Annotated in this window: 16 protein-coding genes; 7 read left to right on the top strand and 9 right to left on the bottom strand. The window is 71.4% G+C overall.

The features are described 5' to 3' along the window. Positions 1-54: 54 nt before the first annotated feature. From ACIBEF_RS25955 to ACIBEF_RS25945, 3 genes are all read left to right on the top strand, one after another. On the top strand, positions 55-2,397 hold the full coding sequence (locus ACIBEF_RS25955; protein WP_396795749.1) for a ribonucleoside-diphosphate reductase subunit alpha: 2,343 nt from the start codon (positions 55-57) through the stop codon (positions 2,395-2,397). Between the two features lie 56 nt (positions 2,398-2,453). After that, the gene (locus ACIBEF_RS25950; protein ID WP_396795748.1) at positions 2,454-3,449 is read left to right on the top strand and encodes a ribonucleotide-diphosphate reductase subunit beta; all 996 of its coding nucleotides are present in this window, start codon (positions 2,454-2,456) and stop codon (positions 3,447-3,449) included. A gap of 117 nt (positions 3,450-3,566) precedes the next feature. Further along, complete coding sequence (locus tag ACIBEF_RS25945; protein ID WP_396795729.1) at positions 3,567-4,064, top strand: GNAT family N-acetyltransferase; 498 nt, start codon at positions 3,567-3,569, stop codon at positions 4,062-4,064. Positions 4,065-4,089: 25 nt separating this feature from the next. On the opposite strand, the gene ACIBEF_RS25940 is transcribed toward ACIBEF_RS25945, so the two are convergent. The 6 genes from ACIBEF_RS25940 to ACIBEF_RS25915 form a co-directional block, all read right to left on the bottom strand. Then, complete coding sequence (locus ACIBEF_RS25940) at positions 4,090-4,443, bottom strand: TraR/DksA family transcriptional regulator (RefSeq protein WP_396795728.1); 354 nt, start codon at positions 4,441-4,443, stop codon at positions 4,090-4,092. 136 nt (positions 4,444-4,579) lie between these two features. Beyond that, positions 4,580-5,791 (bottom strand): ferritin-like domain-containing protein, encoded by a 1,212-nt coding sequence (locus ACIBEF_RS25935; protein WP_396795727.1) that lies wholly within the window; start codon positions 5,789-5,791, stop codon positions 4,580-4,582. Further along, positions 5,788-6,633: a phosphate/phosphite/phosphonate ABC transporter substrate-binding protein gene (locus ACIBEF_RS25930; protein WP_396795726.1), complete on the bottom strand. Its 846-nt coding sequence runs from the start codon at positions 6,631-6,633 to the stop codon at positions 5,788-5,790. The genes ACIBEF_RS25935 and ACIBEF_RS25930 overlap by 4 nt, the downstream gene beginning before the upstream one ends. Then, positions 6,633-7,802 (bottom strand): acyl-CoA dehydrogenase family protein, encoded by a 1,170-nt coding sequence (locus ACIBEF_RS25925; protein ID WP_396795725.1) that lies wholly within the window; start codon positions 7,800-7,802, stop codon positions 6,633-6,635. The genes ACIBEF_RS25930 and ACIBEF_RS25925 overlap by 1 nt, the downstream gene beginning before the upstream one ends. Positions 7,803-7,879: 77 nt before the next feature. Next, positions 7,880-8,824 carry an ion transporter gene (locus ACIBEF_RS25920; protein ID WP_396795724.1) on the bottom strand — a complete coding sequence of 315 codons (945 nt, stop codon included), beginning with the start codon at positions 8,822-8,824 and terminating at the stop codon, positions 7,880-7,882. A 96-nt stretch (positions 8,825-8,920) separates the two neighbouring features. Then, positions 8,921-9,757 (bottom strand): alpha/beta fold hydrolase, encoded by an 837-nt coding sequence (locus tag ACIBEF_RS25915; protein ID WP_396795723.1) that lies wholly within the window; start codon positions 9,755-9,757, stop codon positions 8,921-8,923. A gap of 65 nt (positions 9,758-9,822) precedes the next feature. Here ACIBEF_RS25915 and ACIBEF_RS25910 point away from each other — a divergent pair, with 65 nt between their 5' ends. Together ACIBEF_RS25910 and ACIBEF_RS25905 are read left to right on the top strand one after the other, a co-directional pair. Beyond that, positions 9,823-10,521 carry a TetR/AcrR family transcriptional regulator gene (locus tag ACIBEF_RS25910; protein ID WP_396795722.1) on the top strand — a complete coding sequence of 233 codons (699 nt, stop codon included), beginning with the start codon at positions 9,823-9,825 and terminating at the stop codon, positions 10,519-10,521. 118 nt (positions 10,522-10,639) lie between these two features. Then, positions 10,640-10,999 carry a hypothetical protein gene (locus tag ACIBEF_RS25905; protein WP_396795721.1) on the top strand — a complete coding sequence of 120 codons (360 nt, stop codon included), beginning with the start codon at positions 10,640-10,642 and terminating at the stop codon, positions 10,997-10,999. A 28-nt stretch (positions 11,000-11,027) separates the two neighbouring features. Here ACIBEF_RS25905 and ACIBEF_RS25900 read toward each other — a convergent pair whose 3' ends face one another. Both ACIBEF_RS25900 and ACIBEF_RS25895 read right to left on the bottom strand, forming a co-directional pair. Continuing rightward, positions 11,028-11,489 carry a GNAT family N-acetyltransferase gene (locus ACIBEF_RS25900; RefSeq protein ID WP_396795720.1) on the bottom strand — a complete coding sequence of 154 codons (462 nt, stop codon included), beginning with the start codon at positions 11,487-11,489 and terminating at the stop codon, positions 11,028-11,030. A gap of 170 nt (positions 11,490-11,659) precedes the next feature. Further along, positions 11,660-12,517: an SDR family oxidoreductase gene (locus ACIBEF_RS25895; protein ID WP_396795719.1), complete on the bottom strand. Its 858-nt coding sequence runs from the start codon at positions 12,515-12,517 to the stop codon at positions 11,660-11,662. 95 nt (positions 12,518-12,612) lie between these two features. Here ACIBEF_RS25895 and ACIBEF_RS25890 point away from each other — a divergent pair, with 95 nt between their 5' ends. Next, positions 12,613-13,008: a winged helix-turn-helix transcriptional regulator gene (locus ACIBEF_RS25890; RefSeq protein WP_396795747.1), complete on the top strand. Its 396-nt coding sequence runs from the start codon at positions 12,613-12,615 to the stop codon at positions 13,006-13,008. 3 nt (positions 13,009-13,011) lie between these two features. On the opposite strand, the gene ACIBEF_RS25885 is transcribed toward ACIBEF_RS25890, so the two are convergent. Further along, positions 13,012-13,968: a DMT family transporter gene (locus tag ACIBEF_RS25885; protein WP_396795718.1), complete on the bottom strand. Its 957-nt coding sequence runs from the start codon at positions 13,966-13,968 to the stop codon at positions 13,012-13,014. Between ACIBEF_RS25885 and ACIBEF_RS25880 the strand changes: the two genes are divergently transcribed. Beyond that, positions 13,967-15,355 (top strand): PLP-dependent aminotransferase family protein, encoded by a 1,389-nt coding sequence (locus tag ACIBEF_RS25880; protein WP_396795717.1) that lies wholly within the window; start codon positions 13,967-13,969, stop codon positions 15,353-15,355. The two genes, ACIBEF_RS25885 and ACIBEF_RS25880, sit on opposite strands and share 2 nt — an antisense overlap. Positions 15,356-15,386 lie beyond the last annotated feature (31 nt).

Raw genomic sequence — 15,386 nt, 5'->3', positions numbered from 1 at the left:
ACAGTCACCGAGGTAGTCCCGGCCAGCGGCGACGCGACAGTGCGGCGGACGCCGATGCGGGTCCGCAAGCGCGACGGCGGCACCGAACCCGTGGACGTGAACAAGATCGTCCGGGCGGTCGAGCGGTGGGCCGACGACCTGACCGACATCGACCCGTTGCGGGTGGCTACCCGCACCATCAGCGGCCTCTACGACGGCGCGACCACTGCCGAACTCGACCGGCTGTCCATCCAGACCGCCGCCGAGATGATCGGTGAGGAGCCGCAGTACTCGCGTCTGGCCGCGCGGCTGCTGGCCGGCTACGTCGACAAGGAGGTGCGTCGACAGGGCATCACCTCGTTCAGCGCGGCGATCCGGGTCGGCCACGCCGAGGGCCTGATCGGTGACGACACCGCCGCGTTCGTCGCCGCACACGCCGCGACGCTCGACCACGCCATCGACCGGGACGGCGACCGCCGGTTCGAGTATTTCGGCCTGCGCACGGTGTACGACCGCTACCTGTTGCGCCACCCCACCAGCCGACTGGTGCTGGAGACCCCGCAGTACTGGCTGCTGCGGGTGGCCTGCGGCCTGTCCCGGACGGCGGACGAGGCGGTCGACTTCTACCGGCTGATGTCCAGCCTGGCCTACCTGCCCAGCTCACCGACCCTGTTCAACTCCGGCACCCGGCACACCCAGATGTCCTCCTGCTACCTGGTCGACTCCCCGCTCGACGAGCTGGACTCGATCTACGCCCGGTACGCCCAGGTCGCCAGCCTGTCCAAGTTCGCCGGGGGCATCGGCATCGCGTACTCCCGGGTCCGCTCCCGGGGCGCGCTGATCCGGGGCACGAACGGGCAGTCCAACGGGATCGTGCCGTGGCTACGCACGCTGGACGCGAGCGTCGCCGCGGTCAACCAGGGTGGCCGACGCAAGGGCGCGGCCTGCGTCTACCTGGAGCCGTGGCACCCGGACATCGAGGAGTTCCTGCAACTGCGGGACAACACCGGCGAGGACGCCCGGCGCACCCACAACCTGAACCTGGCCAACTGGGTGCCGGACGAGTTCATGCGCCGGGTCGAGGCCGACGAGCTGTGGTCGCTGTTCGACCCGCACGAGGTGCCCGAGCTGCCCGACCTGTGGGGGGAGCGGTTCGACGCCGCGTACCGGCAGGCCGAGGCGCAGGGTCGCTACGTGCGGCAGGTCCCGGCGCGGGAGCTGTACGGGAAGATGATGCGGACCCTCGCCCAGACCGGCAACGGCTGGATGACCTTCAAAGACGCGTCGAACCGGCTCTGCAACCAGACCGCCGAGCCGGGCAACGTGGTGCACCTGTCCAACCTCTGCACCGAGATCGTCGAGGTGTCCAGTGACGCCGAGACCGCCGTGTGCAACCTCGGCTCGGTGAACCTCGCCGCCCACCTCAGCGCCGATGGCATCGACTGGGAGCGGCTGCGCGCCACGGTGCGGACCGCGGTGACCTTCCTCGACCGGGTCATCGACATCAACTACTACCCGACCGCGCAGGCGGCGGCGAGCAACCCCCGCTGGCGGCCGGTCGGGCTCGGGCTGATGGGCCTGCAGGACGCCTTCTTCGCGCTGCGGCTGCCGTTCGACTCGCCGGCCGCCCGCGAGCTGTCCACCCGGATCAGCGAGGAGCTGTACCTGACCGCGCTGGAGACCTCCGCCGACCTGGCGCGCGACTTCGGCGCGCATCCGGCGTACCCGCAGACCCGAGCCGCGCGGGGCCAGCTCCAGCCCGACCTGTGGGGTGTCGAGGGTACGCAGACCGCGCGGTGGGACGCGCTGCGCGAGCGGGTCGAGGCGTACGGGCTGCGCAACTCGCTGCTGGTGGCGGTCGCGCCGACCGCCACCATCGCCTCGATCGCCGGGTGCTACGAGTGCATCGAGCCGCAGGTGTCCAACCTGTTCAAGCGCGAGACCCTGTCGGGGGAGTTCCTCCAGGTCAACACCGCTCTGGTACGCGAGCTGAAGGCCCGCGGTCTGTGGACCGAGCGGATCCGTTCGGCGATCAAGCGGGCGGAGGGGTCGGTGCAGGACATCGCCGAGTTGCCGGTCGGCGTACGGGAACTGTTCCGCACCGCGTGGGAGCTGCCGCAGCGGGCGCTGATCGACCTGGCCGCCGCCCGCGCCCCGTTCATCGACCAGTCCCAGTCGCTGAACCTGTTCCTGGCCGCGCCGACCATCGGCAAGCTCTCCTCGATGTACCTCTACGCCTGGAAGGCCGGGCTGAAGACCACGTACTACCTGCGCTCGCGCCCCGCGACGCGGATCCAGCAGGCCACCGTCAGCGCCGTCGCACCCGTCGCGCCTGTGGCTCTCGCATCCGTGGCCCTCGACGCCGACGCGCTGGCCTGCTCGCTGGAGAACCCCGAGTCGTGCGAGGCCTGCCAGTGACCGTCGCCGACGCCGCCACGACCGACGCCAGCACCACCGACACGAGGACCACGCACATGCTGCTCGACCCCGGGATGGACCTCACTCTCCGCCCGATGCGTTACCCGCACTTCTTCGACCGGTTCCGCGACGCCATCCGCAACACCTGGACCGTCGAGGAGGTCGACCTGCACGCCGACCTCGCCGACCTGGACAGGTTGTCGCCGGCCGAACGGCACCTGGTCAGCCGCCTGGTGGCGTTCTTCGCCACCGGTGACACGATCGTCGCCAACAACCTGGTGCTCAACCTCTACCAGCACGTCAACAGCCCGGAGGGTCGCCTCTACCTGTCCCGCCAACTGTTCGAGGAGGCCGTGCACGTCCAGTTCTATCTCAACCTGCTCGACACGTACGTTCCCGACGAGACGGAGCGCTTCGAGGCCTTCGCGGCCATCGAGAACATCCCCTCGATCCGTCGTAAGGCCGAATTCTGCTTCCGGTGGATCGACTCTCTCAGCGACCTGCGGGAGCTGCGGTCCCGCGAGGACCGGCGCACGTTCCTGCTCAACCTCATCTGCTTCGCCGCCTGCATCGAGGGGTTGTTCTTCTACGGCGCGTTCGCCTACGTCTACTTCCTGCGCTCCCGTGGCCTGCTGCACGGCCTCGCCTCGGGCACCAACTGGGTGTTCCGCGACGAGTCCATGCACATGGCGTTCGCGTTCGACGTCGTCGACACCGTTCGCGCCGAGGAGCCGGACCTGTTCGACGACGACCTCGCCGACCAGGTTCGCCGGATGCTCACCGAGGCGGTGGAGTGTGAGGTGCAGTTCGCCGAGGACCTGGTGGGCCGCGGCGTGCCCGGTCTGACATTGGCCGACATGCGGGAGTACCTCCAGCACGTCGCCGACCGCCGCCTCGCCCAGCTCGGCCTCGCGCCGCACTACGGGTCGAGCAACCCGTTCGGCTTCATGGAGTTGCAGGACGTGCAGGAGCTGTCCAACTTCTTCGAGCGGCGGGTGTCGGCGTACCAGGTCGGGGTGACCGGCACCGTCGCCTTCGACGACGACTTCTGACGACCTCGGTCCCTGCGCTTCCCATGATCAGGTGATGAAAAGTAGCTTGGAGACGACCTCGACAGCGACTTCTCATCACCTGATCAGGGAAGTGGCCCGTCCGGAAGGAACGTGCTGATGGTCGACATCACCGTGCGGCCCATGACTGACGCAGACGCCGACCGGGTCCTGGCGATCTACCAGGCCGGCCTGGACACCGGTGACGCCAGTTTCGAGGTCACCGCGCCGGGCTGGGCGGCGTTCAGCACCGCCCGGCTGGGCGGGCACCGGTTCGTGGCCGTCGACCCGGGTGGAACGGTGCTTGGCTGGGTCGCCGTCTCGCCGACCTCGACCCGCGCGGTGTACGCCGGTGTGGTGGAGCACTCCGTGTACGTCGACCCGGCCGCCCAGGGCCGTGGCATCGCCCGACTGCTGCTGGACGCGTTGATCACCTCCGCCGAGGCCGCCGGGGTCTGGACGATCCAGTCCGGGGTCTTCCCGGAGAACACCGCCAGCCTGGCGCTGCACCAGCGGGTCGGATTCCGGGTCATCGGCGTCCGTGAGCGGGTTGGTCGTCACCACGGACGCTGGCGCGACGTCATTCTGTTGGAACGGCGCAGCCCTACCATCGCCTGAGAAGTCCGCCGGTCGGCGGCGGCCGTCACCGTCGGGCGGCGCAGGCCACGCACGTACGTGCTGACGGGCGGGCAGCCAGCCGTGCGGCGGGAATCGGACGGCCACAGCCTTCGCACACGCCGTAGCTGCCGTCGTCGACCCGTCGCAGCGCGACGTCCAGCTCGGCCAGGCGTCGGCGGGTGGCGTCCAGGACGGCCGTGAGCTGCGCGCGTTCGAAGGCGATCGTGCTGCCCTCGGGGTCGTGCTCGTCATCGGCGTTGGACGAGCGGGACGCCTCGAAGAGGCTCCGGAGGTCGCCGTCCAGGGCGGCGGCCTGGGCCTCGGTCTGCTCGCGCAGCCGCAGCAGCTCCTCGCGGACCGCGCTGGAATCCCTGTTCATGGCCGCTCCACAGTACCTGGGGGATGACAGCGGTCACATCACTGGCATTCCGAGACGACCGGTCATTTCGTGACCAGTTCTCGCTGACCTGCCGTACGCCGATCCCCGCGTACCGCCCGTCGTGCGCGGGGATCGGCTACATGAAGTTGCGGGTGTGCAGGGCGGAGAGGGCCGCCGCCTCGTCGGGCCGGAAACCCAGGCGGACCAGCCGGCGCTGACGGCCCTGATCCATGGCGTGTTGCAGAGCCCGCACCCGGTCGAAGCCGGCGGACACGTCGTCCGGGTGCCACCCACCGGCCGCGAGCACCACCAACGCGTCGAAGACGTCAGCGTTGAGGCCCGCCGTGTCGACGAGCGCGTCGTGGCGGCGGTGGATGGCCGCCCGCAGCCGGTCGCGCAGCAGTGGATCCGACTGTGCCTGATGCTCCAGGTGTGCCATGCCGAACACCACGTGTCGGCGCTCGTCCTGCATGGCGAGCCAACAGATCCGGCGTGTCACCGGGTCCGGGGCGAACTCGTGCAGGAAGGACAGCAGATCGACGAAGCTGCCCTCGCCGAGCACGGAGAGCAGGAACGACGCCAGCGCGAAGTCCGACTCCGCGACGAGGGTGAACAGCGACTGCCGACCGCCGGCGGACGACGTGCCCATCTCGGCGCCCCGTAGCAGTGCCCGCCGGCTGAAGACCTCCATGTGCCGGGCCTCGTCGGCCATCTGCACGGCGAGAAGCTGCACGACCTCCCGGAAGTGCGGGTGGATGCGCCCCACGAACCGGGCCGGCACGACGAGCGCCGCCTGCTCGTTCTCGACCAGGTAGGTCATCACCTGCACCACCGCGGCCTCGACGTCGGCCGGCAACGCGAACGGGTCGTCCCACGGCACCGCGGTCTGCGGGTCCCACTGTCGCGCGGCGGCCTGCGCGTACAGGTGGGGGGCGATGTCGGCCCAGACCAGGTCGCGGTCGTCCAGGTCGAACCGGGCTTCGGGACCACCGGCCTCCAGGAGCGCGCCCCGGGCGCCGAGCCCCCACCGTGCGGGTGGCCGGCTGCTGAGCGCCGACGGCAGGGCCGGCCCGGCCCGCTCCGCACCGAACCAGCGGTCGTCGTCCACCGAACCCCGGACGACGACGGCGACCAGGTCGCTCCGGTCACCCCGATCCGGCCACTCGACCCGGTGGCCCCGGCCACGACACCAGGCGGGCAGGTGTACGCGCAGCGCCGGGTCGCGACCGGAGACCGCCAACCGGCCGCCCGGCGGCAACCCGGCCAGGGCGCGCTGCACCAGCAGGTGTGCGCCCCGGCCGAAACCCAGCACACCCAGGTCGAGCGCGGCGACAGGTGTCGCACTCACGGCCGGTAGTCCGTGGCCGTCACCCGCCCGTCGGGGGAGTAGAAACCGCTGGAGTCGACCGCTTCGGCGAGGACGCCGTACCCCGTGATGCGGCCCTCCCGCCAGGCCGTCAACCCCTCCAGGTCCAGCAGCGGACGCACCTGCGGATCGGCGTACGACATGCCGAGCAGGAGCGTGCCGAAGAGCCGGACCCCGTCGGACTCCGGTGCGCGGACCGTCATGTTGCAGTGGTCGTAGCGTGCGGTCTGCGCCACGATCCGGGTGCCCTCGGGCGGTAACGTGCCCTCCTGAACGAACGCCAGATGGTTGGCGTCGATCATGCAGGCGGCATCGACCTCCCCGGCCACCAGGGCGCGGGCCGCGTCTCGCTCACCGCCGATGTGGTCGCCGTGCAGGCCGACACCCACGTCGAAGCGGCGTACGTCGACAGTGACCCCGCGCGCGGCGAGGTGATCCAACGGGATCAGCGTGGCCTGTGGACTGTCGACCGCCCCGACGGCGACCACCCGTCCGGCGAGGTCCGCGAGTTGGCGCACCGGCGAGTCCGCGCGGACCACCACGACCGAGGTGAGGTCCTGGTCGGTGTCGCGCATGGTGAGCGCGCGTACGCCAGTGCCGTTGGCGGACGCCAGCCGCTCGGCCCGCAGGTAGGCCAGGGGAGAGTTCCAGGCCGCGTCGATCCGCCCGGCGATGAGATCCTCGACCTGTCGCTCGTAGTGCGAGTAGAGGACGAAGTCGAAGTCCAGGCCCCGCCCGCGCAGCCAGGTGCGGAAGCCCTCCCAGATGGTCACCACCTTCGGGTCGTACGCGACAGCACCCAGCAGTACGGTCGGCGCGGGCATCAGCGGTTGGCCTCGTCGAGCAGTGGCAGCCCGGTGGCGACCCGACCGACGAAATCGTGCAGCGCGTCGGTGGTCGGTGCCATCACCCGGGCCGCGCGGGCGTCCCGGAAACGGCGCTCGAGACCCAACTCCTTGCGGAAGGCGCTGCCGCCGCAGAGCCGCAACGCGCCGTCGGTCACGTCGGCGACGGTCTCGCCGGCGAGCGCCTTGACCTGGAGCACCCGCAGCATCGCGTCGTCGCGGCCGGTCTCCAGCGCGGTGAGCGTGTCACCCAGGAAGGCCCGCAGCGCGTCGGTGCGGATCATCAGCCGGGCGAGGTCGCGTCGGGTGCCCGGCGCGTCGCGCAGGGCGGCCCCGGTGTGCGCGAGCGTGGTCCTGGTGAGATGTCGGCCGGCCTCGGCCACCGCGCTGTCGGCGAGACCGAGACAGAAGGCGGCGTTGAGCACCAGGAACCACGGCAGGACCGCGCCGAGCGCGGTGTCGAGCCCGGCCCCGTCGGCCGCCATCCTCGCCGTCGACGGAACCCGCAGCCCGTCGGCGGTCATCGGGCGGGAGCCGTTGCCCCGCAGGCCCAGCCCGTCGAAGTCGCCTGTCACGCTGAGGCCGGCGCTGTCGGAAGGCACCAGCCATAGCGTCATCGGGCCGGCGTCGGGGGTCAGCGGAAGGCTCGACCAGACGTAGCTGTTGGCCTCGCCGGCCGCGGTGACCCAGCTCTTGCGGGCATCGAGGCGGACCGCGTCGTCGTCGGCGGCGGTAGCGGTGCCGGTCGGCGACCAGAAGTGGCTGCGCGAGCCGTACTCGGAGAACGCCAGCGTGGTGAGGTGATCGCCGGCGGCGATGGCCGCGCGGACGTCGCGTGGACCGTGTGCCTCAATGACGGCGGTCGCCGCGTAGTGCATGAGCACCACCATCGCGGTGGATCCGCACTCGGCGGCCAGCCGCTCGATCACCTCGGCGACCGCCCGCATGCCGTGGCCGGCGCCGCCGACCTCGGTCGAGGAGGCCAGGCCGAGCAGGCCGGCTGCGGCGAGAGCATCGACACCCGGACGGGGGAAGGCCCCGTCCCGGTCGACGATCGGCGCCTGTGGGCGGATCACGTCGTCGATCACCGTGCCGAGCGTGTCCGTGGAATCGGTGGCGGTCTGGGCATTGTCGACGCTGGCCGTCATGCCGGTACCCCTTCAGAAGGGCCGATGGGACCTCCGCCGACCCTATCCGAACGCGAGAACGCAGCGCGAGCGTCGGATCACCGTCTGGCGCGGGCGCTGTCCCGGTGGGATCGGCCGTGCCCGTCGTCGCGGTCGATGCGCAGCTCGCGTTCCAACTCGGTGATGACCGCCCGCAGATCGTCCAGTCGTTGGGTGAGCGCGATCCGGTCCACCTCGTCCGGTACGCCGTCGCCGTCCTCCTCGTAGCCGGGGGCCAGTCGCTCGGTCATCTCCAGCCGGCGGGCCTCCTCCATGGAGTTCACGATGACCGCGATGAGGATGTTGAGCAGCAGGTTGACGGTGATGACCACGTAGCTGACGTAGTAGAGCAGTGTCCACGGTGAGATCGCCATGCCCTGCTCGATGAGGTCCGGCAGCGTCTCCAGAGACAACAGCACGAACAACGTCAGCAGTGACCGGCCGATGTCGCCGTACTCCTCCGGATACCTGTTGCCGAAGATGAGCCAGCCGGCCATCCCGTAGACGTAGAGCGTCACCACGGCCAGGGCGAAGAACCCGGTGACCCCTGGCAGGCTGCGCCACAGCGCGGAGACGATGGTCCGCAGACCTGGCGAGAACCGCACCAGGCGGACCATGCGGACGACCCGGACGACCCGTAGCAGCGCTGGGTCGCCGTGCAGGCCCGGAATGAAGATCGCCGCGATCACCACGAAGTCGAAGACGTTCCAGCCGTGCCGGAAGAAGTCCTGCGGGCGTCTGCCGTACGCCGCCAACCGGATGGCGATCTCGACGACGAAGACGGCCAGGAAGAACAGCTCTAGCCCGTGCAGCGCGGTGCCCGCCGGGCTCAGGTCGTCGTACGTCTCCAAGCCGAGAACGATGCCGTTGGCGAGGATGACCACGACGATGGCGATCTCGAAGGGGCGGGACCGGGCGAGCTGGTCGCACCGGTCGGCCCATCCCGAGCGCGGGCCCGGTGTGGACGGCCCACCCCGGGGGGCGGGCACGGTTGCGTCACTCACCAGTCGGCCGGCTCGATCGTGTGACGGTGCGAATGGTGTGCGGGCATGCCCACCAGCCTAGCCAAGATCAACGGCAGGGGAGGGTGGCGCGACCCCTCAGGAGTGGGGCGTCCGCTCTGTCGTCACGGGCGCGGCGAAGAAGTCGGCGAGTGGTTCGACGGTTCTCGGGTGCGCCCGGTTGATGGCGTCATGACCACTGCGCGGAATGGTCAGGGTCCGGGCGTGCGGCAGCGCGCGGGCCAGCGCCGTGTTCTGGTGCACGTAGTAGGGCGGGCCGTCGGCCCCGCAGGCCAGCAGCACCTCGGCGCGTACCCCGGCCCACCGGGTGGCCGGGCCGTCGTGCGCGAGGATCAGCGCCGCCTCGTCCAACGTCGTCGGCAGCAGTTCGCCCATGGTCCGGCCGATCGGCGTGCGCAGGAACCCGCGGATGATCGCGGTCCGAATGCCGAGTGGGAGTTTCGCCGCCGCCATCTGCGCGTTGATTCCGGCGGTCGTGATGGCGAGGCTGCGGGCGGTGTCGCCGTCCTGTGCCGCCGCCCGGGCCGGCCCGAGCCAGGCGGACGGGAAGCTGCCGTCGATCGAGACGGCGGCGTCGTAGAGGGCGAGTCGGTCGATCCGCAGTCGGAGCGCGGCTTCGAGCGCCAGGAAGCCGCCGCCGCTGTGGCCGATGACGCTGCCGGTTCCGGTGTGCTCCAGCACTGCGGCGAGGTCGTCGACCTCCTGCTCGGCGGTGTAGGGCATCGACCTCGGTGGCGCGTCGGCCCGTCCCCGTCGGTTGTAGAGGTGAACGCTGAACCGGTCGGCGAGTGCCGTGGCCAGCCGCCGGTAGACGTCGATCGTCACGCCGCCGCCGTGCACCACGACGATCCCCGGCCCCGTCCCGGTCGAGTGCAGCACGATCGTCGCGCCGTCCCGTGCCTTGACCTGCTCCATGTCTGGTCCACCCTTCTCGCGCCGACGAACAACTGCAAACGACGTTCGCAGTTTACAGTAGGTCAGTGAGCGACGCACCCGCGAGTACCGGCGACGGCGGCCCCGAGCGGCAGTCGATCTGGAGCAGACCCGAACGCGGCAGCCGTGGCCCCGCCCCGGCACACAGTCGGGACGCCATCGTGGAGGCCGCCATCGCCCTGGCCGACGCCGAAGGGCTGGCTGCGGTGTCGATGCGCGCCGTGGCCGCCTCGCTCGGCACCGGTGCCGGGTCCCTCTACCGGTACCTGACGTCCCGCGACGACCTGCTGGACCTGATGACCGACCGGACCGTGGGGGAGCTGCGCCCGTACCCGCAGGTGGAAGGCGACTGGTTGGAAACGATGGTGCTGCTGGGGCGACGGCAGTTGGCGCTGTTCGGTGCCCACCCGTGGTTGCCCGACGTGATCCATCGGCCCTCGGGTGCCGGCCTGGAGAGCCTGGCCTGGTTCGACAACTGCATCCGGGTCCTGGAGCCCGTGCGCTGCCCGGTCACCGCCAAGTTCGAGGCCATCGCGATGATGACAGGCGTGGTGAGCCTCTTCGCCCGCCGCGAATCCGCGGCCGGGGCTTTCAGCTTCGCCGGGGTTGACCTCACGACGTACCCGCACCTCGTCGCGGCGTTCAGCCAGCCCGCCGGACCACCGCCCCGGGCGGACCTCGTCGGGCGGACCCTGCGCGGTCTGCTCACCGGCCTGCTGGTCGCGGAGTCGACCGAGCCGGGCTGAGCGGATCGGCGTACGGGCGGTGTCCGTCGTTCGTCCGCCACCGCGACGCCCGCTGGTCTAGGTTCTCGGTGGTGAGCGGGACCAGCCCCGGCCCGCGCCGGCTGCGAAGAGGTGCGCGATGTCCGACCCTGATCCTGCCGACCTGCGTCGACGGGCCACTGACGGTGACCGGGACGCGGTCGACCAGCTCGTCGAGCTCGCCGGGGAGCGGGGTGACCTCACCGAACTGCGTCAGCTGGCCGAGGACGGCAACGCCGACGCGGCGGCCCAGCTTGTCGAACTCGCCACCGAACTCGGCGACATGGGCGAGTTGCGGCGTCTCGCCGACCGGGGCGACAAGGACGCCGCCGACCAGCTCGTCGAGTTGGCCGCGGAGCGGGCCGACGTCGGTGAGCTTCGCCGGCTCGCCGACGGCGGGAACCGGGACGCCGCCGACGTCCTGGCCGAGCTCACCGAGGAGCAGGACGAGGCGGAGTAGCCGGGCCGGGACGCGGTAGCGGTCGGCGTCACGCCGAAGTGGTGAGGTATCGGCGGTAGCCGAGGGCGGACTGCGTGAACCCGAGGGACGCGTAGAACCGGTGGGCGTCGGTACGCACGGCGTTCGACACCAGTTGGACCTTGTAGCAGCCGGCCGCCGTCGCCTCGTCGAGCGCCGCCAGCATGAGCGCCCGGGCGACCCCACGACGACGCCAGTCGGACATGACCACCACGTTCTCCACCACCATGTACGGTCGCGCCCCGTGGGTGAGGTTGGGGACGACGACGGTGTCCAGGGTGCCCACGAAGGTGTCCCCGGCGACGGCCAGCAGGAGGCGGCGGCCAGCTTGGGCGTGCAGGTGACGCCAGGCGATGGCGAGCCGGTCGGCGTGCGGCCGTGCGTCGTCCGGAGCGAGCTGCCACAGCACGTCGAAGACCAGTTCGGGGTCGTCCTGCGCCACGGCGGCACGGATGACGAAGTCGCCGCTCACCGGGTCGACGCCAGACTGTCCAGATCGGACGGCGCGGAATGCCGACGTCGTTGCCCGGCGTGCCGGGAGAGCCGGCTGTCGATGTGCCTCACCATGACGCCGAGGATACGGTCACCGGGTGGCGGGCGACGGCGACCTGCCACCGCCGCCCGCTTCGGCGATGACCCCGGTCAGGCCCGCGCCGCCCGGACGGCGTCGCGCAGTGGGGTGCTCGGTCGGCCGATCAGCCGGCTCAGGTCGTCGCTGTCGGTCGCCAGCTCGCCGTCGGCGATGGACTGGTCGAGCGCGGCGACGAAACCGGCGGTGCCCGCGTCCAGGCCGACGTTCTCCAGGGCCGAGGCCAGCTCGGCGGCGGACATGTCCTGGTGAACGACAGTGGTGCCGGTCACCTCGGTGACGGCTTCGGCCAGCTCGTCGAAGGTGAACGCCGTGCCGCCCAGTTCGTAGACGGCGTTGCCGTCCTCATCCCGGGTCAGCGCGGCCACGGCCGCCCCCGCGTAGTCAGCCCGGGGCGCGGCGGAGATCTTGCTGCCGCCGGTGGCGCCGAGGATCGTGCCGGACCCCAGGTACTGCGGTAGCTGGTCGGTGTAGTTCTCGGTGTACCAACCGTTGCGCAGCACGGTGTAGGCCAGGCCGGACGCGGCGAGCACCTCCTCGGTGGCCTTGTGCTCGGGGGCGAGCGGGTTCGCGGTGGTGTCGGCCTTCAGGATGCTCGTGTAGACGAGACGCTCGACGCCGGCGAGCGTGGCGGCGTCGATGACCGCGGTGTGCTGCGCGACGCGCTGACCGGGAGTGTCGCCGGAGATGAGCAGCAGGCGGCGTACGCCGGCCACGGCTCCGGGCAGCGTCGACGGGTCGTCGTAGTTGGCCTTGCGGATCTCGACGCCGCGCGTGGCCAGGTCGGCGGCCTTCTCCGGGCTGCGGACGATGGCGGCGATGTCGCTGGCGGGCACCCCGTTGTCGAGCAGTTGCCCGATCACCAGGCGGCCCAGCCGGCCGGTGGCGCCGGTGACGGCATAGGTGGGCATGGAAACCTCCGGAGATAGTGACAGATCAGCAGGCACTTACGAATCTACAGCACTAACCGACGGGTGGCGTGGGTTAGGCTGGTGAGGTGAGCGACATGCCGGCCCAGGACCCGGCGGGGCCTACCCAGGAATTCGTCAGCGATGTCTTCGCCCGGGGTTGCACCTCGCGCGCGGCCTTCGAGGACGTCACCTCGAAGTGGGCCTCGCTGGCCCTGTTGGCGCTCGGAGAGGGCCGCTACCGCTTCAACGCGCTGCGTCGGCGCATCGACGGGGTCAGCGAGCGGATGCTCTCCCAGACCCTGCAGACCCTCGAACGCGACGGGATGCTCACCCGCGAGGTGCTCACCGCGATCCCACCGCGCGTCGAATACTCGCTGACCCCCCTCGGCGCCCGGGTCGCCGAGCAACTGCGTGGCCTCGCCGATCTGCTGGAGGCCGCGGTGCCCGAGTTGCAGACCGCCCGCGACAGCCGCGAGCGCGACCGGGGCTAGGCCCTACGACGAACCCGCGCCGGCCTCGCGTCGCGTCACGACCGTCCGCGGGCTCTGGCGGATGCGCTGGGTCGCCACGACGCATCCCAGCACCGCCAGCGCCGCCGCGATCGAGGCGGGGGAGACCACCTCGCCGAGCAGCAGCGCCGACCATCCCAGGGTCAGCACCGGCTGGGCGAGCTGGACCTGGCCCACCTGCGCCACACCGCCCCGGGCCAGGCCCGCGTACCAGGCGAAGAATCCCAGGAACATCGAGACCCCGGTGAGATAGCCGAACGCCGACCAGCCGACAGCGTCCGCCCGGGGCGGACTGACGGCGGCGGCAACGGCCGTGACCGGAACGGTGATGGGCAGCGAGAGCAGCAACGCCCAGCAGATCGTCCGAGCGCCGCCCAACTCGCGGGCGAGCGCGCCGCCCTCGGCGTAGCCAAGGCCGCAGAGCACGACCGCCGCGAGCAGGAACAGGTCGGGCAGGGTGAGGGCACCGCGTACCGCGCCACTGGCGCCGAGAAAGGCGAGAACCGCCAGCAGCCCGCCGTCGCTCACGATCCAGAACAGCGGCGGTGGGCGTTCGCCGGCCCGCAGCACCGCGAACACGGCCGTCATCGCGGGCAGCGCGGCGATGACGACCGCGCTGTGCGCGGAGGTCTGGGTGAAAAGCGCCATCGAGGTGAACAGGGGAAAGCCGACGACGACTCCGAGGGCGACGATCGGCAGCCGTCGCCACTGATCATGGGTGGGCCGCGGTGCGCCGGTGAGACGCAGGTACGCCCATGCCAGCAGCCCCGCGCCGACAGCCCGGCCGAAGGCGACGAACCACGGGTCGAGTTGCTGCACGGCCATGCGGGTGACCGGAAGTGACAGGCTGAAGCCGAGCACGCCCAGGGCACCGAGGCCGAGCCCGGAGATCCGGTCCGCTGTTACCGTGTTTTCCGCAGTAGCGCTACTCTTGTCCCTCATGGAAAACGGTAACGCAGCCCAACGCGTTATCCAAGATCTGCGGACCCTCGCGGCCGTCGCCGGCCCCGGTGCCCGGCTGCCCTCGGTACGGGAGCTGACCGCCCGACACCAGGCCTCGCCGGTCACGGTCGCCGAGGCCATCCGACAGTTGGCGGCCGAAGGGCTGATCGAGGCGAGACCCGGCCGAGGCACCTTTGTGGCCGTTGCGCCGGACGAGCCGGGCGTACCCGACCTGTCCTGGCAGACTGTCGCGCTCGGGCCCCGCCGGTTCGGTCAGGACGAGATGCAGGCCCTGTTGGCGCTGACGCCCGCCGGGACGATCCCGCTGTCCGGTGGCTACCTCGACGCGGACCTACAGCCTTCCGCTGCGCTCGGAGCCGCCCTCACCCGAGCCTCCCGCCAGCCCGCGAGCTGGCAGCGGGGGCCGGTCGAGGGCCGGGCGGACCTGCGCGCCTGGTTCGCCCGCGAGGCGGGGGCCGGGCTGCACGCCGAGGACATGGTGATCTGCCCCGGCGGGCAGGCCGCCCTGTCGTCCGCGGTGCGAGCCCTCGCCGCGCCCGGCGACGCCCTGCTCGTCGAGTCGCCGACCTACCTGGGTGCGTTGGCCGCCGCCCGCGCGGCCGGGCTGCGGGTGGTGCCCGTGCCGGCTGACGCCGACGGGGTACGGCCCGATCAACTCGCCGCCGCGTTCGCCCGCACCGACGCCCGGCTCTTCTACTGCCAGCCCCTGTACGCCAACCCGCACGGCGCGACGCTGGCGGAGCACCGCCGGGCGCAGGTCACCGAGGTCGTCCGCGACGCCGCGGCGTTCCTGATCGAGGACGACTACGCCCGTGACCTCACCATCGACGATCCGGCTCCGCCACCACTGGCCAGCGATGATCCCGACGGTCACGTCATCTACCTTCGTTCACTGACCAAGTCGACCGCCCCCGGGCTGCGCGTCGCCGCCATCGGAGCCCGCGGCCCGGCCGGAGCGCGACTGCGCTCTGCCCGGCTGCTCGACGACTTCTTCGTCGCCGGACCACTGCAACAGGCGGCGATCGACTTCCTCACCTCTCCGTCGTGGTCGCGGCATCGCCGGGCACTGCGTACAGCCCTCCGGATACGCCGTGACGCGTTGCTGACCGCGCTACGCCGGCATCTGCCCGGCATTGCCCCCGAGGCGATCCCACGTGGCGGCATGCACCTCTGGGTGCGCCTCGCCGCCGGCACCGACGAGGCGGCAGTTGCCGCTGCCGCGGCGGCCGAGGGCGTCGCCGTCTTCCCGGGCCGACCGTGGTACGCGGCCGACCCCCCTGCCCCGCACCTCCGCCTCACCTACGCGGCAGCCGCACCCGAACTCATGGACGAGGCCGTTCGACGCCTCGCTCGCGTCCTCGGTTGACCACCGGTCGCCTGGCTGGTTGACGTCCCGG

The sequence above is a fragment of the Micromonospora sp. NPDC050795 genome (assembly GCF_044456785.1).
Taxonomy (GTDB): domain Bacteria; phylum Actinomycetota; class Actinomycetes; order Mycobacteriales; family Micromonosporaceae; genus Micromonospora.
This window is presented reverse-complemented; position numbering and strand designations above follow the sequence as displayed.